The organism is Thioclava sp. ES.031 (assembly GCF_002563775.1).
Lineage (GTDB): Bacteria > Pseudomonadota > Alphaproteobacteria > Rhodobacterales > Rhodobacteraceae > Thioclava.
The window spans coordinates 203521-224925 of the sequence record NZ_PDJO01000001.1 but is presented as its reverse complement, the minus strand read 5'-3'; the positions used below and the strand labels follow the sequence as shown (position 1 = coordinate 224925).

At 64.0% G+C, this 21405-nt stretch carries 22 protein-coding genes; 12 read left to right on the top strand and 10 right to left on the bottom strand.

Annotated elements, in window-relative coordinates:
* Positions 1–26: 26 nt before the first annotated feature.
* Positions 27–932: a LysR family transcriptional regulator gene (locus tag AXZ77_RS01150; protein WP_078522334.1), complete on the bottom strand. Its 906-nt coding sequence runs from the start codon at positions 930–932 to the stop codon at positions 27–29.
* Positions 933–1157: 225 nt separating this feature from the next.
* Between AXZ77_RS01150 and AXZ77_RS01145 the strand changes: the two genes are divergently transcribed.
* Entirely contained in the window at positions 1158–3173 is a 2016-nt protein-coding gene (locus AXZ77_RS01145; protein WP_098409714.1) for an NADPH-dependent 2,4-dienoyl-CoA reductase, read from the top strand.
* 73 nt (positions 3174–3246) lie between these two features.
* Here AXZ77_RS01145 and AXZ77_RS01140 read toward each other — a convergent pair whose 3' ends face one another.
* Genes AXZ77_RS01140 through gatC form a run of 4 tightly spaced genes read right to left on the bottom strand, consistent with a single transcriptional unit; the run spans position 3247 to position 6431 of the window.
* Positions 3247–3936: an N-acetylmuramoyl-L-alanine amidase gene (locus tag AXZ77_RS01140; RefSeq protein WP_255266382.1), complete on the bottom strand. Its 690-nt coding sequence runs from the start codon at positions 3934–3936 to the stop codon at positions 3247–3249.
* The gene (locus tag AXZ77_RS01135) at positions 3933–4667 is read right to left on the bottom strand and encodes a hypothetical protein (RefSeq protein WP_098409713.1); all 735 of its coding nucleotides are present in this window, start codon (positions 4665–4667) and stop codon (positions 3933–3935) included. Before AXZ77_RS01135 ends, AXZ77_RS01140 begins: the two co-directional genes overlap by 4 nt.
* Before the next feature lies 1 nt (position 4668).
* A complete protein-coding gene (gene gatA / locus AXZ77_RS01130; RefSeq protein ID WP_078541684.1) occupies positions 4669–6147 on the bottom strand; it encodes an Asp-tRNA(Asn)/Glu-tRNA(Gln) amidotransferase subunit GatA in 1479 nt (492 codons plus the stop codon).
* The gene (gatC, locus tag AXZ77_RS01125) at positions 6144–6431 is read right to left on the bottom strand and encodes an Asp-tRNA(Asn)/Glu-tRNA(Gln) amidotransferase subunit GatC (RefSeq protein WP_078570776.1); all 288 of its coding nucleotides are present in this window, start codon (positions 6429–6431) and stop codon (positions 6144–6146) included. The genes gatA and gatC overlap by 4 nt, the downstream gene beginning before the upstream one ends.
* A 180-nt stretch (positions 6432–6611) precedes the next feature.
* On the opposite strand from gatC, the gene AXZ77_RS01120 reads away from it, so the two are divergent.
* From AXZ77_RS01120 to AXZ77_RS01075, 10 genes are all read left to right on the top strand, one after another.
* Positions 6612–7304: a metal-dependent hydrolase gene (locus tag AXZ77_RS01120; RefSeq protein WP_098409712.1), complete on the top strand. Its 693-nt coding sequence runs from the start codon at positions 6612–6614 to the stop codon at positions 7302–7304.
* Positions 7305–7391: 87 nt separating this feature from the next.
* Complete coding sequence (locus AXZ77_RS01115; RefSeq protein WP_078541681.1) at positions 7392–7760, top strand: MerR family DNA-binding transcriptional regulator; 369 nt, start codon at positions 7392–7394, stop codon at positions 7758–7760.
* 239 nt (positions 7761–7999) lie between these two features.
* Positions 8000–8395 carry a MerR family DNA-binding transcriptional regulator gene (locus tag AXZ77_RS01110; RefSeq protein ID WP_078522328.1) on the top strand — a complete coding sequence of 132 codons (396 nt, stop codon included), beginning with the start codon at positions 8000–8002 and terminating at the stop codon, positions 8393–8395.
* A gap of 29 nt (positions 8396–8424) precedes the next feature.
* Positions 8425–10200: an acyl-CoA dehydrogenase C-terminal domain-containing protein gene (locus tag AXZ77_RS01105; protein ID WP_098409711.1), complete on the top strand. Its 1776-nt coding sequence runs from the start codon at positions 8425–8427 to the stop codon at positions 10198–10200.
* A 167-nt stretch (positions 10201–10367) separates the two neighbouring features.
* Positions 10368–10727, top strand: coding sequence for a DUF6404 family protein (locus tag AXZ77_RS01100; RefSeq protein WP_078522326.1), 360 nt, complete (start codon positions 10368–10370; stop codon positions 10725–10727).
* Between the two features lie 115 nt (positions 10728–10842).
* Positions 10843–11055 (top strand): hypothetical protein, encoded by a 213-nt coding sequence (locus AXZ77_RS01095; protein WP_078522325.1) that lies wholly within the window; start codon positions 10843–10845, stop codon positions 11053–11055.
* Between the two features lie 16 nt (positions 11056–11071).
* Positions 11072–11608, top strand: coding sequence for a hypothetical protein (locus tag AXZ77_RS01090; RefSeq protein WP_098409710.1), 537 nt, complete (start codon positions 11072–11074; stop codon positions 11606–11608).
* Between the two features lie 194 nt (positions 11609–11802).
* Positions 11803–12429: a glutathione S-transferase family protein gene (locus AXZ77_RS01085; protein ID WP_098409709.1), complete on the top strand. Its 627-nt coding sequence runs from the start codon at positions 11803–11805 to the stop codon at positions 12427–12429.
* A 9-nt stretch (positions 12430–12438) separates the two neighbouring features.
* Positions 12439–13650, top strand: a complete 1212-nt coding sequence (locus AXZ77_RS01080) for an acetyl-CoA C-acetyltransferase (protein WP_098409708.1) — start codon at positions 12439–12441, stop codon at positions 13648–13650.
* Positions 13651–13661: 11 nt separating this feature from the next.
* Entirely contained in the window at positions 13662–15851 is a 2190-nt protein-coding gene (locus tag AXZ77_RS01075) for a 3-hydroxyacyl-CoA dehydrogenase NAD-binding domain-containing protein (protein WP_098409707.1), read from the top strand.
* Between the two features lie 181 nt (positions 15852–16032).
* On the opposite strand, the gene AXZ77_RS01070 is transcribed toward AXZ77_RS01075, so the two are convergent.
* Together AXZ77_RS01070 and AXZ77_RS01065 are read right to left on the bottom strand one after the other, a co-directional pair.
* A complete protein-coding gene (locus AXZ77_RS01070; protein WP_168174816.1) occupies positions 16033–16701 on the bottom strand; it encodes a Hint domain-containing protein in 669 nt (222 codons plus the stop codon).
* Between the two features lie 262 nt (positions 16702–16963).
* A complete protein-coding gene (locus AXZ77_RS01065; protein ID WP_098409706.1) occupies positions 16964–17611 on the bottom strand; it encodes a sulfotransferase family 2 domain-containing protein in 648 nt (215 codons plus the stop codon).
* A gap of 97 nt (positions 17612–17708) precedes the next feature.
* On the opposite strand from AXZ77_RS01065, the gene AXZ77_RS01060 reads away from it, so the two are divergent.
* Complete coding sequence (locus tag AXZ77_RS01060; RefSeq protein ID WP_098409705.1) at positions 17709–19337, top strand: AMP-binding protein; 1629 nt, start codon at positions 17709–17711, stop codon at positions 19335–19337.
* Between the two features lie 51 nt (positions 19338–19388).
* Here the strand turns inward: AXZ77_RS01060 and AXZ77_RS01055 are convergent, their stop codons facing one another.
* From AXZ77_RS01055 to AXZ77_RS01045, 3 genes are all read right to left on the bottom strand, one after another.
* Complete coding sequence (locus AXZ77_RS01055; RefSeq protein ID WP_078606023.1) at positions 19389–19739, bottom strand: hypothetical protein; 351 nt, start codon at positions 19737–19739, stop codon at positions 19389–19391.
* 11 nt (positions 19740–19750) lie between these two features.
* Positions 19751–20524 (bottom strand): DUF6478 family protein, encoded by a 774-nt coding sequence (locus AXZ77_RS01050; RefSeq protein ID WP_098412392.1) that lies wholly within the window; start codon positions 20522–20524, stop codon positions 19751–19753.
* 151 nt (positions 20525–20675) lie between these two features.
* Positions 20676–21272 carry a hypothetical protein gene (locus AXZ77_RS01045; protein WP_141536200.1) on the bottom strand — a complete coding sequence of 199 codons (597 nt, stop codon included), beginning with the start codon at positions 21270–21272 and terminating at the stop codon, positions 20676–20678.
* Positions 21273–21405: the final 133 nt, after the last annotated feature.

The window sequence follows — 21405 nt, the reverse complement described above, 5'->3', positions numbered from 1 at the left end:
GGCCCGGCGCTGGAGGGAGTTCGGTCTCACCAGTTGTCGGGGCCCTTCTCGGCGAAGGTCTTGGCGAGGAAATCTATGAAGGCGCGCACTTTCGGCTGGGTGAAACGGCCCGGCGGATAGATCGCGTAGATGCCCAGCGTCTCCATCGGCAGATCGGGCATCGCCTCTTCCACCAGACCTTCGCGCATCGCATCGGCGTAAAGGAATGAGGGCAGGTAAGCGATCCCCAGACCGGCCGTCGCGGCATGCAGCAGCGACTGGCCGTCATTGACCGTCAGCCAGCCCGCGGAGCGGACCTGACGCCGCTCGCCCGAAGGCGCGGTCAGCTTCCAGACATTGCCCGCCGACTGGTTGGAATAATGCAGCAGCTTGTGGTCGTTGAGATCGTCGATCCGCTCGGGGCGACCGAATTTCTCGAAGTAATCCGGCGAGGCGATCATCCGGCGCGAGGTCTCGGTCAGCTTGCGCGCGCGCAGGCTCGAATCCTCCAGCTCGCCGACGCGGATCGCCATGTCGAACCCTTCGGAGATGAGTTCCACGTAGCGGTTATTGAGCACCATATTCACGGTGATTTCGGGAAATTCCTGCAGGAATTCGCCCAGAACAGGCGAGAGAAGATTCACACCGAAATCGGTGGCGACCGAGATGCGCAGGAGCCCCGAGGGCGCCGTCTGCATCGACGTGACCAGCGCGTCGGCCTCGCCCGCATCGTTGAGAACACGGCGCGCGCGGTCGTAATAGGCCAGCCCGATTTCCGTCGGCGAAACGCGACGGGTGGTGCGATTCAGAAGGCGTGCGCCGAGGCGCGCCTCCAACGCCGAGACGTGTTTCGACACAGCCGATTTGGAGATGCCCATCTTCTTGGCTGCATCGGTGAAGCCCCCTTGATCCACGACGGTGGCAAAGGCTTCCATTTCAGTCAGGCGATCCATCCCAAACACCCTTCGGCTTGTAATTTCTGTTTCTTATTTCCCGCTTATCGGCACGAAATCGGGCGCAATTTAGACTTCGCGGCGACAATACGAGGGTAACAATGGGAGAAAATCCCGCAGGTTGGTGAACCCTGCGAAACGGTGGCGCTTTCGCTCTGACGCCGCGTTCGACGTGACAAGCTTGGCCTCGCGCCGCAGAGTGCGGGCCAAATCAGGGAGGGTTACATGAGCCAATATCCGCATATCTTCACGCCGCTAGATCTGGGCCATGTGACGCTGCCGAACCGCGTGCTGATGGGCTCGATGCACACCAATCTCGAAGAGCGCGGCGACTGGAATGCGGTGGCCGAGTTCTACGCCGAGCGCGCGCGCGGCGGTGTCGCGCTGATGGTGACCGGCGGCATGGCCCCCAATAATGAAGGCGGCGTCTTCCCCGGCGCGGCGGGGCTGTTCACCCCCGAGGACATCGCGCATCACAAGATCATCACCGACCGCGTCCATGAAGCGGGCGGCCGGATCGCGATGCAAATCCTGCACGCCGGGCGCTACGCCTATGGCCCCGATTGCGTGGCCCCGTCGACCATCAAATCCCCGATCTCGCCTTTCCCGCCGAAAGAGCTCGACGAAGCCGGGATCGAGAAGCAGATCACCGACATCGCCACCGCCGCCGCGCGCGCCCGCGAGGCGGGCTATGACGGCGTCGAGGTGATGGGCTCCGAGGGCTATTTCCTCAACCAGTTCCTCGTGCGCCACACCAACAAGCGCGAAGACGGTTGGGGCGGCTCGTTCGAGAACCGGATGCGCCTGCCCGTCGAAGTGGTCAAGCGCGTGCGCGAAGCGGTCGGCCCCGACTTCATCGTGATTTTCCGCATCTCGCTGATCGACCTGATCCCCGACGGCTCGACTTGGGAAGAGGTCGTCACCCTCGCGAAAGCCGTCGAGGCAGCGGGCGCCACGATGCTCAACACCGGCATCGGCTGGCACGAGGCGCGTGTGCCGACCATCGTGACGTCGGTACCGCGGGCGGCCTTCACCTGGCTCACCGGTCGGCTCAAGCCCGAGGTCTCGATCCCGGTCATCACGTCCAATCGGATCAACACGCCCGAGATCGCCGAAGAGGTGCTGGGCGACGGCTGCGCAGACATGGTCTCGATGGCGCGCCCCTTCCTCGCCGATGCGGATTTCGTGGTGAAGGCGAAAGAGGGCCGCGCCGCCGAGATCGCGCCCTGCATCGCCTGCAATCAGGCCTGTCTGGACCACACGTTCCAGGGCAAGGTCTCGAGCTGCCTCGTGAATCCGCGCGCCGCCCATGAGACCGAAATCGTCATCACCAAGACCGAAGCGCCGAAATCGATCGCCGTCGTCGGTGCGGGCCCGGCGGGCTTGTCTGCGGCGATCACCGCGGCCGAGCGTGGCCATGCCGTGACGCTGTTCGATCGGGCCTCTGAACTCGGCGGGCAGCTGACCATGGCGCGCGCGATACCCGGCAAAGAGGAATTCCACGGCCTCACCGACTGGTTCAAGACCATGGTCGAGAAAACCGGCGTGACGGTGAAGCTGGAGACCGACGCCACGCCCGAATTGCTCGCGCCGTTCGACGAGATCATCATCGCGACCGGCGTGCAGCCGCGCGACCCGGAAATCCCGACCGAGGGCGGGCAGGTCGTGAGTTACATCGACATCCTCAAGGGCCGCGTCACCGCCGGAAAGCGCGTCGCGGTGATTGGCGCGGGCGGCATCGGCTTCGACGTGGCCGAATTCCTGACCGTGACCGACAGCCCGACCCTCGATCTCGAGGAATGGAAGCGCGAATGGGGCGTCGGCGATCCGGCGCAGACGCCGGGCGGGTTGACCAAGCCCGAGCCGGAAGCCCCCGCCCGCGAGGTTACGCTGCTGCAGCGCAAGAAGGAGAAGCTCGGTCGCCGCCTCGGCAAGACGACCGGTTGGATTCACCGCGCGGCGCTGCAGATGAAAGACGTGAAGATGATCGGCGGGGTGAATTACGAAAAGATCACCGCCGAGGGGCTGCATGTCAGTTTCGGTGAGGCGCGCGAGAACCCGACGCTGATCGAGGCCGATACGGTCGTGCTCTGCGCGGGCCAACTCTCGGACCGCTCGCTGGCCGATGCGCTGATCGCGGCGGGCCGCAGCCCGCATGTGATCGGCGGCGCGGATGTGGCGGCGGAACTCGACGCGAAACGCGCCATCGATCAGGGCACCCGGCTCGCCGCAGCTCTCTGATCACCTTTTCGGCTTGGAAGAAATATCCCGGGGGGCTCGCATCGCGAGCGGGGGCAGAGCCCCCTCCTCGCCCTCAGCTGGAACGCCACGCCCCGCCATCCGCGCCGAAGCGCATCGCCAGATCGGCGACCAGCGCCATGTCGACCGCATCGAGCGGCCCCTCATGGCGCGGGCGAAAGCGCAGGCGGAAGGCGGGTAGGATCGTCGCAAGCGGCGCTTCGGGGTAGCCGAGGCTGGAGGCCAGCGCGAGGAAGCTCTCGGCGTCCACCGCGGGCGCAGCTGCACTCCGCTCAGGCCAGATCGCCAAGCCCTGCCGCGCGAGCCTTTGCCAATCGAAGCGCGGCCCCGGGTCGATCTTGCGCTCGGGCGCGAAATCCGAATGGCCGATGACGTTTTCCGGCGCGATTACCCAGCGGCGCATGATCTGCGGCAGCAGCTCTTCCAGCGCGGCCATCAGCGGCTCGGGAAACGGACGGTCGCCCTCGTTATCCAACTCGATCCCGATGGAGCGCGAATTCACATCGCCCAGACCCTGCCAGCTTCCCAAGCCCGCATGCCAGGCGCGCATCTCCTCGGGGACGAGCTGCTCGACCGAACCGTCACGCCCGATCAGCCAATGCGCGGAGACCTCCGCCTCGGGCAGGCACAGGCGCGTGCGCGCGGCCTTGCAGGACCACATCGCGGTGTAATGGATGATGATAAGCTCCGGCACCGCCCCATCGCGGCGCGGGCCGTAATTGGGCGAGGGCCAGTCGGCGCTCACTGACGCGCTTGCTGGAACGGCGTCGGATCCCAACCGCAGGCGAACCCATCACCATCGGGATCGAGGTTCAGCCGGTCTTTCTGCGGACCGCCTGCCGAGAGGAAGGCGCGCTGCGCCTGATCGGCAGAGACGTATTTCGCGCACGCCTTGCTCGTCGAGGTCAACTTGATGCCCGAGCGCTTATAGACCGACTCGCCGGGCCGGTTCGACACCGACAGCGCATAGGCGGCAAGGTTCGGACCCGAGCTGTCCTGATTGCTGATCGTGTTCTGCGTGACCGGCGCGGTGGCAAGGCTGCTCGACGCGGTGGTGTCGAAGCCCGGCGAGCTGGCCGTGGTGCTCGATCCGGCGGTGCTGTTCGACGCATCGGTCTCCTGCAGCGCGGCCATCGCATCGGCCCCGATCGCAGCGCCGCTATTGTCGCCGCCATTCGAGCTGGAGGCAGAGGTCGACGGGTCGTCGCCGATGGTGCCGCCTGCGTCGATCGTCGGCGCAGATAGCGCATTGGTCGTGCCGGGCATCGCGGTACCGGTCGCGTTCAGCGGTGCGCCGGGCGCGTCGGGGTTCGTCGAGCCATCATTGGTCGGCAGAACGCTCTGCGCCGAGGGCGGCACGATGGGCTGGCCGCGTAGTTCGGCCTCGCGACGGGCCTCGGGGCCACTGTCGGGGATCGAAGAGATACAGCCCGAGAGGGCCAGAACGCCGCCGAGGATCGCGAGTGCCTGTTTCATGTTACCACCATTTCTCCGGTTTGGCCGAGAAGCCTGCGGCCTGTTCGAGGACATGGGCGTGATTCAGCAGATCGCCCTCTTCCCAGGGCCGCCCGATGAGTTGCAGCCCCAGCGGAAGGCCCTTGCTGTCCAGCCCGCACGGCACCGAAACGCCGGGAAGGCCCGCAAGGTTCACCGTCACGGTGAACACATCCTGCATATACATCTCGACCGGATCGGCGCCGTCCATCTCGCCCAGCCCGAAAGCGGCCGACGGGGTGGCGGGCGTCAGGATCGAGTCGATGCCCTGTGCGAAGACCTGCTCGAAGTCGCGCTTGATCAACGCGCGGACCTTGCGGGCGCGGTTGTAATAGGCGTCGTAGAAACCTGCCGAGAGCACATAGGTGCCGATCATCACGCGACGCTGGACCTCGGGGCCGAAGCCTTCGGCGCGGGTCTTCTCGTACATGTCGACGATGCCCTCGCCCGCCGCCAGCTTCGCGCGGTGGCCATAACGCACGCCATCATAGCGCGCGAGGTTGGAGGACGCCTCGGCCGGGGCCACGACGTAATAGGCGGGCAGCGCGTATTTCGTGTGCGGCAGCGAGATATCGACGATCTCGGCGCCCGCGTCTTTCATCATCGCGATGCCGTCGTCCCAGAGCTTCTGGATCTCGGCGGGCATGCCCTCGATGCGGTATTCCTTCGGGATACCGATCTTCTTGCCGCGAATGTCACCGGTCAGCGCCGCCTCGAAATCCGGGACCGGAATATCGGCGGAGGTCGAATCCTTCGGATCGTGCGAGCACATCGTGCCCAGCATGATCGCCGCGTCGCGCACCGATTTGGTCATCGGGCCCGCCTGGTCGAGCGAGGAGGCGAAGGCCACCACGCCCCAGCGCGAGACCCGGCCATAGGTCGGCTTGATGCCGACGATGCCGGTGAAGGCGGCGGGCTGGCGGATCGAGCCGCCGGTATCGGTGCCGGTCGCGGCAAGGCACAGATCGGCGGCGACAGCCGCGGCCGACCCGCCCGAGGAGCCGCCCGGCGTCAGTTGCCGATCGTCGATCTTCCACGGGTTCACGGCGGGACCATAGCAGGCGGTCTCGTTCGACGAGCCCATCGCGAATTCGTCCATCGACAGCTTGCCGAGCATGACCGCGCCCGCATCCCAGAGGTTCTGCGTGACGGTGGATTCGTATTCCGGCTTGAACCCGTCGAGAATGTTCGACGCGGCCTGCGTCGCCACACCCTTGGTCGCGAAAAGATCCTTGATGCCCAGCGGGATACCGCACATCGCGGGCGCGTCGCCCGACTTGATGCGCGCATCGGCGGCCTTGGCCTGCTCCAGCGCGATCTCGGGGGTCTTGTGCACGTAAGCGTTCAGCGCGCCTGCGCCCTCGATCTCGCTCAGGCAGGACTCGGTCAGTTCGACCGCGGTCACATCGCCCTTCTTCAGCGCGTCGCGCGCGTCGGCAATCGTCAGTTTGTTCAGGCTCATTCGACCACCTTCGGCACGGCAAAGAAGCCCTCACGGGCATCGGGGGCGTTCTTGAGGATTTTCTCGGGATAACCGCCATCGGTCACCTCGTCGACGCGGCGCTTGAGGCGCATCGGCGTCACGGAGGTCATCGGCTCGACGCCCTCGACGTCGACCTCGCCCAGCTGCTCCATAAAGGTCAGGATGCTCGACAGCTCCTGTGCGAGCTCGGGCAGATGGTCTTCGGGCACCCGGATCCGGGCCAGATGCGCCACTTTGCGGGCGGTGTCGATATCAATGGACATGTGCTTCTCCGCTTGTCTTGGAAGGCGGTTTAGCCCGAGCCACTGGGGCTTTCAAGCGCCGCGCCCCGCATCAGCGGGCCCCTGCCCTGTCACACGCGAATTTGCGCGCTAATCTTGGAACCTGCACAGTGCTGATACGTCACCCTGTCACAATCGAAGTGCCTAACGGAGGAAACCCATATGAAAGTCATTTGGCTCGGCCATTCCGGCTTCCGCATCGAAACCGGCGATGCCGTGATCCTGCTCGACCCGTTCCTGACCGGCTCGCCGGTCTTTCCGGACGACAAGCGCAGCGAAGCGATCGAAGGCGCGACGCATCTGCTGCTGACCCATGGCCATGGCGATCACGCCTCCGATGCGGTGCCGATCGCGAAGGAACTGGGCATTCCGATCTACTGCATTCACGAATTGTCGATCATCCTTGGCGCCGACGGTGCCGAAACCGTCGGCTTCGGCAAGGGCGGCACAGTCGATCTGGGCGGCGCGAAGGTCACGATGGTGAACGCGACCCATTCGGCCTCGATCGACTACAAGGGCGGCGACCCGGTCTATGCAGGCCAGCCCGCGGGCTTCATGATCGAAGCCGAGGGTCACACGATCTATGTCACCGGCGACACCGACATCATGGCCGACATGGAATGGATGGGCGAACTGCACAATCCCGATATCGGCATCCTCGCCGCGGGCGGCCATTTCACGATGGACATGAAGCGCGCGGCCTGGGCGTCGAAGAAGTATTTCAACTTCAAGACCGTCATCCCCTGCCACTACAAGACTTTCGATGCGCTGGAGCAATCGGCCCAACCGCTCATCGACGGCTTGCCCGGCGTGGATGTGATCGAACCCGAGATACTCAAAGCGATCGAAATCTGAGCTGCTGCCCGCCGGGCCGGGGGCGGCATAGCTTGCAGCCCGCAGCCCGGCGCGCTAGCTTCTCGCCCGGATCGGGAGGCCGAATAGATGTCAGACTTATTGTCCTTCAAGGAGATGTGCGAGCGGTTCGACGTGACCCCGCGCACGCTGCGCTATTACGAGTATATCGAGCTTCTCAATCCCCAGAAGGAAGGCCGCTCACGCTATTACGGCCCGCGCGAAGTTGCGCGGATGACCCTGATCCTGCGCGGGCGTCGATTTGGCTTCTCGCTCGAGGAACTGCGCCAGTGGCTGATGATCTACGATCAGCAAGGCACGGAAGAGCAGAACCGCGTCTGGGTCGAACTGGCCGACCGGCAGCTTGACGTCCTCACGCGACAACGTGAAGAACTGGACGCGGCGATCGACGACCTACGACAATTGCGTGATCAGGTTCAGGACACTCTTGATTCTTGAGCCTGAAATGCATTCCTTAACGTCAGCGGGGACGTAAGAGCGCCTTGTAAGCTTGACGATTATGGCGGGTTTCGAGGAAAGAAACTTGCTTTACCGTACGGTAAAAATTCCCTGACATTACGTCATTGGATTCGTGACGCCACGTTACGGTGACGCGAACGTAAAGAAGTCTTGTAATGTGGCTGCGGGCAGACGATTTGCCGCGTCGCATTACGCAAAGGAAACGCGAGGCAGAGAGTATGACCGACACAGTAATGACGATCCGCGAGATGTGCGACGCCTTCGAGGTGACCCCGCGCACCCTGCGGTTCTACGAAAGCAAGGAGTTGCTGTTTCCCATTCGCGAGGGACAGAAGCGGCTGTTTACGCGACGCGATCGCGCCCGGCTGAAACTGATCCTGCGCGGCAAGCGTTTCGGGTTCTCGCTGGAGGATATCCGCCAGCTGCTGGACCTCTACGAGATGGGCGACAAGCAGAAGACGCAGCTGAACGAGACGATCAAGCTCGCGCAGCAACGTCTGGAGGAAATGACGCGCCAACGCGAGGAACTGGGTCAGGCGATCGACGAACTGGCCGGTCAGATCGAGTGGGCGGAGAAGGAACTGGAGAAGGCGCGCCACGACGACGCGGCCTGATCCGCGAAGACGACTAAAGGGAGCGAACCATGTCGAGCTTTATCGCCAACACCAAGGACATGCAGTTTGTGCTGCATGAGCTGCTCAAGGTCTCGAATTCGGATGTGCCGGGTTACGAGGAAATGGACCCCGACTTCACCGAGGCCGTTCTGGATGCCGCAGGCAAGGTCTCGTCCGAGGTGCTGGCCCCGCTGAACGAGGTGGGCGACAAGGAAGGCTGCGTGCTCGAAAACGGCGTGGTCCGCACGCCCAAAGGGTTCGACAAGGCGTTCGAGGCGATGAAAGAGGGCGGCTGGACCGCGCTCGATTGCGATCCCGAGTTCGGCGGTCAGGGTATGCCCTATCTGCTCAACTGCGCGGTGGGCGAGATGTTCGTCTCGGCCAACATGGCCTTCAACATGTATCAGGGCCTGACCCACGGCGCCTATTCGGCGATCCACACCCATGGCACGGACGAGCAGAAGCAGACCTATCTGCCGAAGATGGTCACCTGCGACTGGACCGGCACGATGAACCTGACGGAGCCCCATTGCGGCACCGATCTGGGTCTGATGCGCACCAAGGCCGAGCCGCAGGACGATGGTTCCTACGCGATCACCGGCACGAAGATCTTCATCTCGGCGGGCGATCACGACCTGTCGGATAACGTGATTCACCTCGTGCTGGCGAAAGCGCCGGGCGGTGGCGAAGGCACCAAGGGCGTGTCGCTCTTCATCGTGCCGAAATTCCTCGTCAACGAGGACGGTAGCCTCGGCGAGCGCAACTCGCTCTCGGTCGGCAAGCTCGAAGAGAAGATGGGCATCCACGGCAACGCGACCTGCGTCATGAACTATGACGGCGCGAAGGGCTGGCTGCTGGGCGATCTCCACAAGGGGATGCGCGCGATGTTCACGATGATGAACGAAGCGCGTCTCGGCGTGGGCCTGCAAGGCTATGCCGTGGCCGAGGCCGCCTATCAGGAAGCCGTGGCTTACGCGAAGGACCGCACGCAGGGTCGCGACGTGACCGGTGTCAAAGCACCCGAGAAAGCCGCCGATCCGATCATCGTGCACCCGGACGTGCGCCGGATGCTGATGGATCAGAAGAGCTTCGTCGAGGGCGCGCGCGCCTTCACCTTCTGGGGCGCGCATCTGATCGACCGCTCCCATGCACTCGACGACGCCGAGGCCGAAGGTCTGATCTCGCTGATGACCCCGGTCATCAAGGGCTTCCTGACCGACAAGGGCTTCGAGACCGCCGTCTCCGCGCAGCAGGTCTTCGGTGGCCACGGCTATACCGAGGACTGGCCGATGTCGCAGCATGTGCGCGACGCGCGCATCGCGATGATCTACGAAGGCGCGAACGGCATTCAGGCGCTCGACCTGGTGGGCCGCAAGCTCGCTCAGGACGGCGGCAAGCACGTCATGGCCTTCTTCGAGATGGTCAAAGCCGAGTGCAAATCGCATGACGATGACGAGCGGATGAAGCCCTTCACCGACGCGCTGAAGAATGCCTCCAAGCAGCTTCAGACGGCGGGCATGTTCTTCATGCAAAACGGCATGAAGAACCCGAACGCAGCGCTCTCGGGCAGCTATGACTTCATGCATCTGATGGGTCATGTCTGCCTCGGCCTGATGTGGACGCGGATGGCGAAAGCCGCCTTCACCGCGCTCGACAACGGGGCGTCGGACACCACCTTCTACGAGGGCAAGATCGCCACGGGCCGCTACTACATGGCGCGCCAGCTTCCGGCCTGCGCGATGCACCTCGCGCGGATCGAGACCGGCGCGGACCCGGTCATGGCGCTCGCCGACGATCAGTTCTAAGGCGACTGGTTCCAACGAAAAAATGAACGGCGGGCCCCGGCCCGCCGTTTCAATTTTCAATCACCGCCATGTCAGGCGAAGTGTAGGGCCGGGCAATTGTTTTGCGGCCGCGCGGGTCTACCCTCGGAGTCTCCAACCAGAGACGATTCCCACCGAGTCCCGCCGTCATGTATCTCGACAATGCAGAAACCAACCGCCGTTACGACGCCGCTCTCGCAGAGCTGCGGGCGCGGGGCGTGTTCCGCTCGACCCGGCCGCCAATGGGTGCGCGGGTGCTGCATTGGCTGGGCTTCGAGCCGCGCCCGATTCCCTATCTCGACTGGAAGCAGAACCTGCTGATCTTCGCAGCCGGGTTCGCGGTGGCGCAGCTTCTGGTGGACCACCTGCTGAGCGCGACCGAAGGCATGTCCTTCGCGCCTCATCTGGTGACGCTGGTGATCTCGGCGCTCGCCTTCGGTGCGCTGATGGCGCTGTGGCAGATCCACCGCAAGAACAAGCTCGGGCTGAGCGATTGGGACGACCTCTAGGGGCGGCCTTGAGGCTCGGAGCCAAAGCACCGGCGGTCTGGCCAGCGCGCAGGTTTCTTCCTAAGCTGCACGCAACCTGACGCGCCTTCCCGCGCTACATTGCCCCGGAGCCTGAATGCCCAAACGCCTGCGCCTGACCCGTCGCTTTCCCGTCGCCATGACCAATGACGCCTATCGCAGACTCAACCGGTTCGCGCAGGAGGCGGAGATCACGCCCGACGAGGCGCTGACCTTCCTGTTCGAGCATTTCAACTCCGTCACCCACGAGGAAAATCTCAACCACCGCCTGCGGCTGTTCAAAGCCGAGCTTGGCGAGCGCAAAGCCTGATTTCGAAAGGACATCCATGACCCGCCTGTCTCTCGTTTTCGCTGTCGCGTCCCTTGCCCTCTCGGCCCTGCCTGCGCTCGCGTTCGACTCCGCCGACCGCAACGCGGTCACGCAGGAGGTTGCGGGCTTCACCAAGGCGGTGGACGAGAAGGATTACTCGGTCTTCTTCGACACGGTGCCGCCGAAGATGATGCAGGCGATCGCGGATCAGACGGGCGTCCCGAAAGAGCAGCTCGAAGACATCATGCGCAAGCAGATCAACGACGCGATGGCCTCGGTGACGATCGACGATTTCGAGATGAACATCGCCGCGATGAAGACCGGAGAGACCTCTTCGGGCCGGGCCTATGCGCAGATCCCGACCTCGACGGTGATGGAGGTGCCCGATATGGGCAAGGTGCGCACGACCAATACCACGTTGGCGCTGCAAGACGGCGAGGAATGGTATCTCGTGCGCATCGACAGCCCCGCGCAGATCGCGGTTCTGCGCAAGGTCTATCCCGATTTCGAAGGCATCGAGTTTCCCAAAGGCACGATGGAAGCCCTGCGCTAACCGCACCGCGCCGCTCGCTTTTTCCGCGCTTTCCGTTCACGTCCGTTCACCTCTCGCGACGGAACGCCGCCCTCTCCCTCGCGTTGAACGCAACGTCGTGCTGGAATGACGTTGCGGCGAAACGCTCATGAGGGGCTTACGTTCGCGTCACTTAGGGGTCAGATTGGCCCCGTGATCAGGGAGGACCGCAGCGAATGGCGGCACAACTTTATTGCTTCGGTGAGTCTGGCAACGCCTATAAGGCGGCGCTGACGATGGAACTGGCGGGCTACGACTGGGAGCCTGTCTATGTCGATTTCTTCAACGGCGAGGCGCGCAGCGCCGAATATCAGGCGCTGAACGAAATGGCCGAGGCGCCCGTCTTCAAAGAGGGCGACCTGACGCTGTCGCAGTCCTGCGTCATCCAGCTTCATATCGCGGAGCAGACCGGCAAATTCCTCGCCGAGGATCGCAACGAAATGATGCGCTGGCTGTTCTGGGACGCGCAAAAAGGGTCGGGCCAGCAGGGCTCGCTGCGCTTCCTGATGAACTTCCTGCCCGAAGAGAAGCGCCCGCAAGAGGCGATCGCCTGGCTCAAGGGCCGCGTGCTGACCGCGATCAAGACGCTCGAGCGGCATATGGACGGCCGCGACTGGGTCGTCGGCGACCAGCCCAGCTTGGCCGATTTCGCCTGCTGCGGCTACCTCTACTACCCCGAGCCCTTCGGGTTCGACCGCAAGGAATTCCCCAATATCGACCGTTGGCTGGACGGCATCGCCGCCCTGCCCGGTTGGAAACACCCCTATGATTTGATGCCCGGCAATCCTTCCGACCGGGCGTGAGGAGGAACCATGACGGAAGCCTATATCTATGACGCAGCCCGCACCCCGCGGGGCAAGGGCCGCAAGGACGGCTCGTTGCACGAGGTCAGCTCGGTCGCGCTGTCGGCGCGGCTGCTGAACGCGGTGGCCGAGCGTAACAACCTCGAAGGCCACGCGGTCGAGGACGTGATCTGGGGCAACGCGACCCAGGTGATGGAGCAGGGCGGCTGCCTTGCACGCTCGGCGGTGCTTCTGTCGGATCTCGACGAGCGCATCCCCGGCCTGTCGATCAACCGCTTCTGCGCGTCCGGCATGGAAGCGGTGAACCTCGCCGCGAACCAGGTGCGCGGCGGCGCGGGCATGGGCTATATCGCAGGCGGCGTCGAAATGATGGGCCGCGTCGCGATGGGCTCGGACGGCGCGGCGATCGCCGTGGACCCGTCGCTAGCGATGAAGACCTATTTCGTCCCGCAGGGCATCTCGGCCGATATCATCGCCACCGAATACGGCTTTAGCCGCGAAGACGTCGACGCGCTCGGCGTGGAATCGCAGCGCCGCGCGGCCGAGGCGATCAAGGAAAACCGTTTCGCGAAATCCATCGTGCCGGTGAAGGACCAGAACGGTCTGACCATCCTCGACCACGACGAATTCCCGCGGGCGGGCACCACGATGGAAAGCCTCGGCGGCCTCAAGCCTTCCTTCAAGGATATGGGTGAGGTGATGCCGGGCTTCGACAAGGTCGCGATGCTGAAATACCCGCATCTCGATCACATCAACCACGTCCACCACGCGGGCAACTCCTCGGGTATCGTTGACGGTGCCGCCGCCGTGCTGATCGGCAACAAGGAATTCGGTGAGGCGCATGGCCTGAAGCCGCGCGCGCGCATCCGCGCCACCGCGAAGATCGGCACCGATCCGACGATCATGCTGACCGGCCCGGTTCCGGTGACCGAGAAGATCCTTGCGGATTCGGGCATGTCGATCTCCGACATCGACCTCTTCGAGGTGAACGAGGCGTTTGCCGCGGTCGTGCTGCGCTTCATGCAGGCCTTCCAGGTCGATGCCGACAAGGTCAACGTCAATGGCGGCGCGATCGCGCTTGGCCACCCGCTCGGCGCCACCGGCGCGATCATCATCGGCACGCTGCTGGACGAGCTGGAACGCCGCGACCTGAATACCGGTCTGGCCACGCTTTGCGTCGCGTCCGGCATGGGCGCCGCGACCATCATCGAGCGCGTGTGAGGGAGGAACAAATGGCTGATTTCAAATACGAACTTGGCAGCGACGGCGTTGCCGTCATCACTTGGGACGTGCCCGAGAAGTCGATGAACGTGATGAGCATGGAGGGCTTCGCGCTTCTCGACAGCTTCATCGACAAGGCGCTGGCGGATGACGCCGTGAAGGGGGTCGTCATCACCTCCGGCAAGCCCGATTTCGCGGGCGGCATGGACCTCAACGTCATTGCGCAGATGCGCGAAGGCGGTGCTCAGGCGATCTTCGACGGCGTGATGCAGATGCACCATGTCCTGCGCAAGATCGAGCGCGCGGGCATGGACCCGAAGACCAACAAGGGCGGCAAGCCGATCGCGACCGCGATCCCGGGCACCGCGCTCGGCATCGGTCTGGAGCTGCCTCTGTCGACGCATCGCACCTTCGTCGCGGACAATCCGAAGGCCAAGATCGGCCTGCCCGAGATCATGGTCGGCATCTTCCCCGGCGGCGGCGGCACTACCCGTGTCTCGCGCAAGCTCGGCGCGATGGCGGCGGCGCCCTTCCTGCTGGAAGGCAAGCTCTCGGACCCCAAGAAGGCGAAAGCCGCGGGCCTGATCGACGAGGTCGTCGAGGATCCGCTGGCCGCCGCGAAGGAATGGGTACTGAACGCCAAAGACGCCGATCTGGTGAAACCGTGGGACGCGAAGGGCTTCAAGATGCCCGGCGGCGCGCCCTATCACCCGGCGGGCTTCATGACTTTCGTCGGGGCTTCCGCGATGGTGCATGGCAAGACCGCGGGCGTCTATCCGGCGGCCAAGGCGCTTCTGTCGGCGGTCTATGAAGGCGCGCTCGTGCCCTTCGATCAAGCAATCAAGATCGAGGCGCGCTGGTTCACCAACGTTCTGCTGAACCCGTCGTCGACCTCGATGATCCGCTCGCTCTTCATCAACAAGGGCGCGCTGGAGAAAGGCGCGAACCGCCCGGACGTGCCGGACCAGAAGGTGAAGAAGGTTGGCATCCTCGGCGCGGGCATGATGGGCGCAGGCATTGCCTATGTCTCGGCCAAAGCCGGTATCGAGGTCGTGCTGATCGACAACAGCCAGGAGGCCGCCGATCGCGGCAAGTCCTATTCCGAGGGCATCCTCGACAAGGGCATCTCGCGCAAGAAGGTCACCGAGGAAGGCAAGGCGAAGACGCTGGGCCTGATCAACGCGACCACGGATTACGCCGCGCTGGAAGGCTGCGACCTGATCGTGGAAGCGGTGTTCGAAGATCCGGGCGTCAAAGCCGAGGTCACCAAGAAGGCCGAAGCCGTGATCCCGCAGGACGCGATCTTCGCGACCAACACCTCGACCCTGCCGATCACCGAACTGGCCAAGGCCAGCGCGCGCCCCGAGCAGTTCATCGGCATCCACTTCTTCTCGCCCGTCGACAAGATGATGCTGGTGGAGATCATCAAGGGGGCCGGGACCGGCCCGGTGGCCGTGGCGAAAGCGCTCGATTTCGTGCGCCAGATCCGCAAGACGCCGATCGTGGTCAACGATGCGCGCTTCTTCTACGCCAACCGTTGCATCATCCCTTACATCAACGAAGGCATCCGCATGGTGGCCGAGGGGGTGAACCCGACGCTGGTCGAACATGCCGCGACGATGGTCGGTATGCCGCTGGGGCCGCTGCAGCTGGTGGACGAGACCTCTATCGACCTCGGCGTGAAGATCGCGAAGGCCACCAAGGCGGCGATGGGCGATGCCTATCCCGATGAGGCGGTCGACGACGTGCTGTTCTGGATGGCCGACGAAGGCCGGATGGGCCGCAAGTCGAACGCGGGCTTCTACGACTATGACGGGAAGGGCAAACGTCAGGGCCTCTGGGAAGGTCTCGACGCCAAGTTCCCGCGCGCCGACGAGCAGCCCGACGTGCATCACGTCCAGCATCGCCTGCTGATGGCGCAGGTGCTGGAAGCGGTCCGTGCCTTCGAGCAGGGCGTGCTGGAAGACATCCGCGAGGGTGACGTGGGCGCGATCCTCGGCTGGGGCTTCGCCCCGTGGTCGGGTGGCCCGTTCTCGTGGCTCGACATCCTCGGCGCAGGCAAGGCCGTCACGATCTGCGAGGCGCTCACCGCGCAATACGGTCCGCGGTTCGAGGCCCCGGCCCTGCTGCGCGACATCGCGGCCAAGGGCGAGACCTTCTACGGTCGCTACGGCGAGGGTCAGGCCGCGAAAGCCGCCTGATCCGACAGCGCCAGAGAAACCAGAACGCCGGGACCGAAAGGCCCCGGCGTTTTTCTATGCCCCGGACGCGCTGCAACGTCCGAGACGCTCACCTTCCTCCAAGGCAAAGGAAAACGCCGCACCTTGGTAAAGGTGCGGCGTTCGGCCTGTCAGTTGATCAGGAGGGAATCAGGCCGGGCTATCACTCTGCCGCGTAAGCGTGCGCGGTCAGATCTTCGTCGATGAGCCCTGCAACGATCGAGCGTGCCATTTCAAGCGACAGCGTCTCGTAGTTCGGGCCTGCATCATCGTCGAAGAGTGCTTCGAGCCGGTGGCTGTTGATCGAACCGCAATGGACCATGCCAGAACCATTCGCGTAGACGATCTCCTCCTCCTCAAACTCCAGCACGATCACGTCGATCGGACGGTGGGGTGTAATCCGATCGATCCCACGATAGCCTTCAAGAGCAGAGGCGGGGATTACGGCGAAGGGGTCACCGTAAATTGCCTCAGCCATGTCGCTTTCCACCATCATGTTCTGTTCAGGCAAAAGCAGCATCGGGGTTTTGTTGCCCAACGCGCCGACCGGCACGGCGAGCGGCTTGCGATGGTCCGGGCAACGCCCGTGACCGAGCCAGAGTTGAGTTCGCTTGACGTCCACGACGGGACGCAGGCCACTGTCGAAGGTCATGACCATGTCGCCAACCGCAATCGCTTCCACCGGGCGCCAGCCCATAGCGGTCGCGATTCGCGTTCCGGCAACGATACCCGAAGCAGCCCCATTATCGAGCACTCGCCCGGAGGTTGCACCCGCCAGAGCGGAATCAAAGGCGCAATCGTCGTTCCAAGTCGTCGTTGCACTGCGGGTCATGTCGGTCTTCCTTCTGAAAGTCGGCGAGGCCATTTCTTCGTCCTACCTAGATCAATTGATTCCTAGGGAGTTTCCGGGGCCGAAAGGTGTCCGAAATGTGGCAAACCTATACTTTCGGACAGTAAGTTGCTCACGGACCCGTGATTGACCTATCTTTTTGGATAGGGGTTCGCTCGTTTGACCTATCTTTTCGGATAGGGGGGCGCTCACAGACCCGTGAGAATCGCCCAAATTGCGTCGCAAATTGCAATTGCGCGAAAATTTAGAATCGGTAACCGAACCGCGCGATGTCCTCGGAACAGAGTTTCGAAACCACTTCAGCGTCGAAATCTGAAAAATACCCGCGCCAGTTGCGCTTCCGCTGGGAAATGTTGGATCGCGCGAGGGGAGTCACGGAAAACCCGAGATGTGACGCGAGGGGGGCGGCATCGGCCTCGACATCTTCGAGGCGAATATAAAGGTCGCAAATCTCCTCCCCGTCCGGCATCCGCATGTAGCTGCCATAGGGGGCCGCCGCGAGCGATGCCTGCGTGTGCGGATGGTTAAGGAAGTCCGAAAAGCTGAGCGACTTTGCTAACGCCACGGCGGGATGCGCCATCCGCTGCTCGCGCAACCAATGGTAGTAGCTCACGACCCGGTCCCACGGGTTCCGCACCAGGGTGAAGGTGAAATAGGCGCGCGCCTCGTCTTCGGTATAGAGGCCCAGCCCGTCGCTCAGCGTGGAATGCTTCCAAAGCCGCCCCCGGGTCTCGCGCCCTTCCAGCCTGCGTTTGCGCCGCCGCGCCTTGGGCGTATCGCCGATCAGCAGGTCATCCGCCATCGCGCGGTTCTCCAGCGCGAGCGTCAGCGCCGTGCCGCCCGTCTTCGGGATATGAACGAAGATGTAGCGGCGGCCATGCGAAACGATCATGCGCGCGACACTAGCCGTGACGAAAGATGATGCAAATCCTCTTTCCTTTCTCGCGATGCCGCCTGAAGATGCTCGGACAATTTACGTGGAGGATTTCATGGGCTGGCTTGCCGACGAGACGGGTCTGGAGAAATGCGCGGCGAATTACGCACCGCTTACACCTTTGTCGCATCTCAACCGCGCGCTGGAGGTCTTCCCCGAGCGACCTGCGGTCATCTATGGCAGCCGCTCTTATAATTACGTTGATTACCACGCGCGCGTGAGTCAGCTGGCCTCCGCCCTCAAGGCGCGCGGCGTGACCCCCGGCGACGTGGTGGCGACGATCCTGCCCAACACCCTGCCCCAGATCGAGGCGCATTTCGGCGTGCCCGCCTGTGGCGCGGTCCTCAACGCGATCAACACCCGGCTCGATGTCGATACCGTCGCCTATATCTTCGAACATGGCGGCGCGAAGATCGTGCTCTGCGACGTGGCCTTCCTGCCGGTGGCCGAAGAGGCCGTGAAGAAGATGAAGGGCCCCGCGCCGCAGATCGTCGAAGTGGCCGACCCCGAGCACGGGTTCGAGCCGACCGGGCATTACCTCGAATACGAGGCGCTGGTGGCCGAGGGCGATCCGATGTTCACCTGGATCATGCCCGAGGACGAATGGGAGAGCATCGCGCTCAACTACACCTCCGGCACGACCGGGAAGCCCAAGGGCGTCGTCTATCACCACCGGGGTGCCTATCTCTCGACTCAGGCCAATGCGATCTCGTGGCGGATGCAGCTCTATCCGGTTCTGCTGACCATCGTGCCGCTGTTCCATTGCAACTCGTGGACCCATAGCTGGATGATCCCGATGATGGGCGGCACGGTCGTCGGCTGCCGCGATGTGACCGCGAAGAATATCTATGACGCGATTGCCGATCATGGTGTGACGCATTTCGGCGGCGCGCCGATCGTGCTGAACACGATCATCAACGCCAAGGACGAGCATCGCCGCGCCTTCGATCACGTGGTCGAGGTCTTCACCGCTGGTGCCCCGCCGCCCGCCTCGACGCTGGCCGCGATCGAGCCTCTGGGTTTCAACGTCACGCAGGTCTACGGGCTGACCGAAACCTATGGCCCGGCCGTGGAATGCACATGGAAGCCCAGCTGGGACGAAACCAAGGGCGAGGCCCGCGCCGATCTGAAAGCGCGCACCGGGGTCTCGATGCCGATGCTCGAGAAGGTCACCGTCTACGATCAGGGCAAGGAGGTCGCGCGCGACGCGCAGCATCTGGGCGAGATCGTCTTCCGCGGCAACATGGTGATGAAGGGCTATTTCAAGAACCCGCAGGCGACGCGCGAGGCCTTCGAGGGCGGCGTGTTCCATTCCGGCGACATCGCCTTCATGCATCCCGACGGCTACATCAAGATCACCGACCGCGCGAAGGACATCATCATCTCGGGCGGCGAGAACGTCTCCTCGGTCGAGGTGGAGGGCGTGATCTGCGCCCATCCGGCGGTATCGCTCGCCTCGGTCGTGGCCAAGCCGGACGAGACCTGGGGCGAGGTGCCTTGCGCCTTTGTCGAGCTGAAGGAGGGCAAGGAGGCGACGGAGGAGGAACTGATCAAGTTCTGCCGCGAGCGGCTCGCAGGCTTCAAGACGCCCAAGCGCGTGGTGTTCTCGGAACTGCCGAAAACCTCGACCGGCAAGATCCAGAAATTCGAGCTGCGGGCGGTCGCCAAGCTGCTCGACGAATAGGTCTACTTACTACGCGCGCGCGCCCGCGCGCGAGGGGCGCGCGTGAAATGCTCAGCTTTCGCTCTCGGCGCAATGCTGGCGGAAGGCGCGCGACAGCATGTCCAGCTCGGCGCGCAGAAGGTCGATCTCGGCGCGCAGATCACCCGCGAGCGGCGCGCCTGCGACCAGCGAGAAGCGGTCGATAACCTCGCCATCCGCCTTGCGGCAGACGAGGAAGGTCAGCACCCCCTCGCTCAGCAACTCCGCCGGGATCGGCTGCGCGATGCGCCAGTCGCCGGGCGCACCGCTGACCGACAGCCCTTCGAGCACCTCGCCCTGATGGCGCACTTCCAGATCGGGCGCCTCTTTCTCATGGCTCACCGCTTCCCAGCGCCCTGCCTTGATCCGCGTGCTGTCCAGCATCCTCGCCTCCGTCACAGTTCGGCGCGCGGGTAGCGCGCGAAGGTGAGATCGCGGATCACCACCTCGTTCATCCGTGGGTTCTCAAAAATCAGATCGACCCACGCCTTTTCCAGTCTCCGCTCGTTCATCCGGGTATAGGCCAGATCGAATTCGACATAGCGCGCGCCGTCGCCATGCGGCAGTTCGCGCACCAGCTGCTCCGAATTGGGGCCGTGCTTGATGTTGAGGCGGCAGAACACTTCCAGCTCCCGCTCGCACTCCAGCTGCATCTCCAGCCGGATGAGATGGTTGAGCTGCAGCCCGCCAAGCGCCGCGTCGGGCAGGTCGAGCACCAGCGACAGGAACGACCCTTCGAACCGCAGCACATCGAGCCGCAGCCCGAACGGGGCGAGCGTCTCGCCCTTCGTATTGCGGATCTGGCGCAGCGTGATCTCGGAGCGCGGGCAGTCATGGAACAGGGTGAGGTCATCGCCGAGCTTGTCGCGGCTTTGCGCCCCCGCGATGCCATGCGGATGCGCCTTCACACGCCACAGCGGCGGACGCCACGCCCAATCGCTACCCGATGGTTTGCGCAGGGAGCTATCGCTGGGAAAGGCCGTCAGCCGCTGTTCGGTCGCACGCAGCACCGTATCGACTTCGTTGCGCAGAGCCCGCGCCCGGGCGCGCAGACCGCGCAGCCCGTCGGGGTCCAATGCAGGGACCTTGGACGCCGCATCGCGCCAGCGCCGCAAGCTGCGTCGCTCGGCAATCCGTTGCAACAGCGATCCGCCGTTCCGTCCTGCCATGTACTGCCCTTCTTTCACGCCTGCCGGTGCCGTCTGCGGCATCACAGCAGTTATTCCTTATCATCGGGTTGCGAGAAAGGGGGAATTTCCGCACGAACTCATTGCGTTCCGGGTTTCGACCGGGAAGGTGACGATGCGTCGGCTTGAGACGTCAATTCGCGGCGCGGATCGCGGCGATGAACCGCTCCAGCAAACGGCGCTGCTGGGCATAGCTCATTTCGCCTTCCTTGAGCGGCATCACCGACAGCGCCGTGATCCGCCCGCCAAGGGCCGTGACGCCTCGCAGATAGGTCTTCGCGATCGGCGGCCCGCCCGTGCCGGAGCGATCCTCGACCCGCAACAGCAAAGCGCCATCCGCGATATCCGTACTCTTGATCGCGACGTCTTCCGCCTCGCCCGAGCGCGACAGCGCCGCGCGCCCGATCTCGGAATGGAAGAACTCGCCGATCTTCGTGAGCCGGTCCTTCGACAGCTTGCCGGAGCCGTCCTCCAAGGCGGGCGGCCCGACCGTGACGCTCAGCAGCGCGGGCTCGGGCGCGTGGGCGTCGTCGGCATTGCCAGAGATCGCCGCACAATTGCCAAAGAGCGCGAAGCCCCCCGCGCCGGAATTGCGCAGACTTTTCGGATCGACGCACCAGCCTTTCGGCGCCGCCACCGTCAACGCGCCATTGGCGAGCGTCGTGCGGGCCTTCGCGACCTGCGCCGTGCCGAAGGCGGTCGGCTGGCAGGCGGCCAGCAAACCGGTCATCCCCAGCGCGAGGGCGAGGGGCTTCAAAAGACGCGACGAGCGGTGTCCGACAGCAGAAATCATGCGCTTGGAGATAGCCTCAGGGCCTTCATCGCGCAAGCCTGCCGGGCCTCGAAGCAAATCGACTGCGCGG

Bases quoted from the DNA above. Each gene is read 5' to 3' on its own strand.
- AXZ77_RS01065 (WP_098409706.1), bottom strand. From the start codon at position 17,611: ATGATCGTTTCGCATGGCCGCCGCTACATCTTCGTTCATATCCCGAAG.
- AXZ77_RS01115 (WP_078541681.1), top strand. From the start codon at position 7,392: ATGTCAGACTTATTGTCCTTCAAGGAGATGTGCGAGCGGTTCGACGTG.
- AXZ77_RS01090 (WP_098409710.1), top strand. From the start codon at position 11,072: ATGACCCGCCTGTCTCTCGTTTTCGCTGTCGCGTCCCTTGCCCTCTCG.
- AXZ77_RS01050 (WP_098412392.1), bottom strand. From the start codon at position 20,524: ATGGCAGGACGGAACGGCGGATCGCTGTTGCAACGGATTGCCGAGCGA.
- AXZ77_RS01085 (WP_098409709.1), top strand. From the start codon at position 11,803: ATGGCGGCACAACTTTATTGCTTCGGTGAGTCTGGCAACGCCTATAAG.
- gatC (WP_078570776.1), bottom strand. From the start codon at position 6,431: ATGTCCATTGATATCGACACCGCCCGCAAAGTGGCGCATCTGGCCCGG.
- AXZ77_RS01075 (WP_098409707.1), top strand. From the start codon at position 13,662: ATGGCTGATTTCAAATACGAACTTGGCAGCGACGGCGTTGCCGTCATC.
- AXZ77_RS01095 (WP_078522325.1), top strand. From the start codon at position 10,843: ATGCCCAAACGCCTGCGCCTGACCCGTCGCTTTCCCGTCGCCATGACC.
- AXZ77_RS01110 (WP_078522328.1), top strand. From the start codon at position 8,000: ATGACCGACACAGTAATGACGATCCGCGAGATGTGCGACGCCTTCGAG.
- AXZ77_RS01100 (WP_078522326.1), top strand. From the start codon at position 10,368: ATGTATCTCGACAATGCAGAAACCAACCGCCGTTACGACGCCGCTCTC.
- AXZ77_RS01060 (WP_098409705.1), top strand. From the start codon at position 17,709: ATGGGCTGGCTTGCCGACGAGACGGGTCTGGAGAAATGCGCGGCGAAT.
- AXZ77_RS01135 (WP_098409713.1), bottom strand. From the start codon at position 4,667: ATGAAACAGGCACTCGCGATCCTCGGCGGCGTTCTGGCCCTCTCGGGC.
- AXZ77_RS01120 (WP_098409712.1), top strand. From the start codon at position 6,612: ATGAAAGTCATTTGGCTCGGCCATTCCGGCTTCCGCATCGAAACCGGC.
- AXZ77_RS01070 (WP_168174816.1), bottom strand. From the start codon at position 16,701: ATGACCCGCAGTGCAACGACGACTTGGAACGACGATTGCGCCTTTGAT.
- AXZ77_RS01055 (WP_078606023.1), bottom strand. From the start codon at position 19,739: ATGCTGGACAGCACGCGGATCAAGGCAGGGCGCTGGGAAGCGGTGAGC.
- gatA (WP_078541684.1), bottom strand. From the start codon at position 6,147: ATGAGCCTGAACAAACTGACGATTGCCGACGCGCGCGACGCGCTGAAG.
- AXZ77_RS01150 (WP_078522334.1), bottom strand. From the start codon at position 932: ATGGATCGCCTGACTGAAATGGAAGCCTTTGCCACCGTCGTGGATCAA.
- AXZ77_RS01045 (WP_141536200.1), bottom strand. From the start codon at position 21,272: ATGACCGGTTTGCTGGCCGCCTGCCAGCCGACCGCCTTCGGCACGGCG.
- AXZ77_RS01145 (WP_098409714.1), top strand. From the start codon at position 1,158: ATGAGCCAATATCCGCATATCTTCACGCCGCTAGATCTGGGCCATGTG.
- AXZ77_RS01105 (WP_098409711.1), top strand. From the start codon at position 8,425: ATGTCGAGCTTTATCGCCAACACCAAGGACATGCAGTTTGTGCTGCAT.
- AXZ77_RS01080 (WP_098409708.1), top strand. From the start codon at position 12,439: ATGACGGAAGCCTATATCTATGACGCAGCCCGCACCCCGCGGGGCAAG.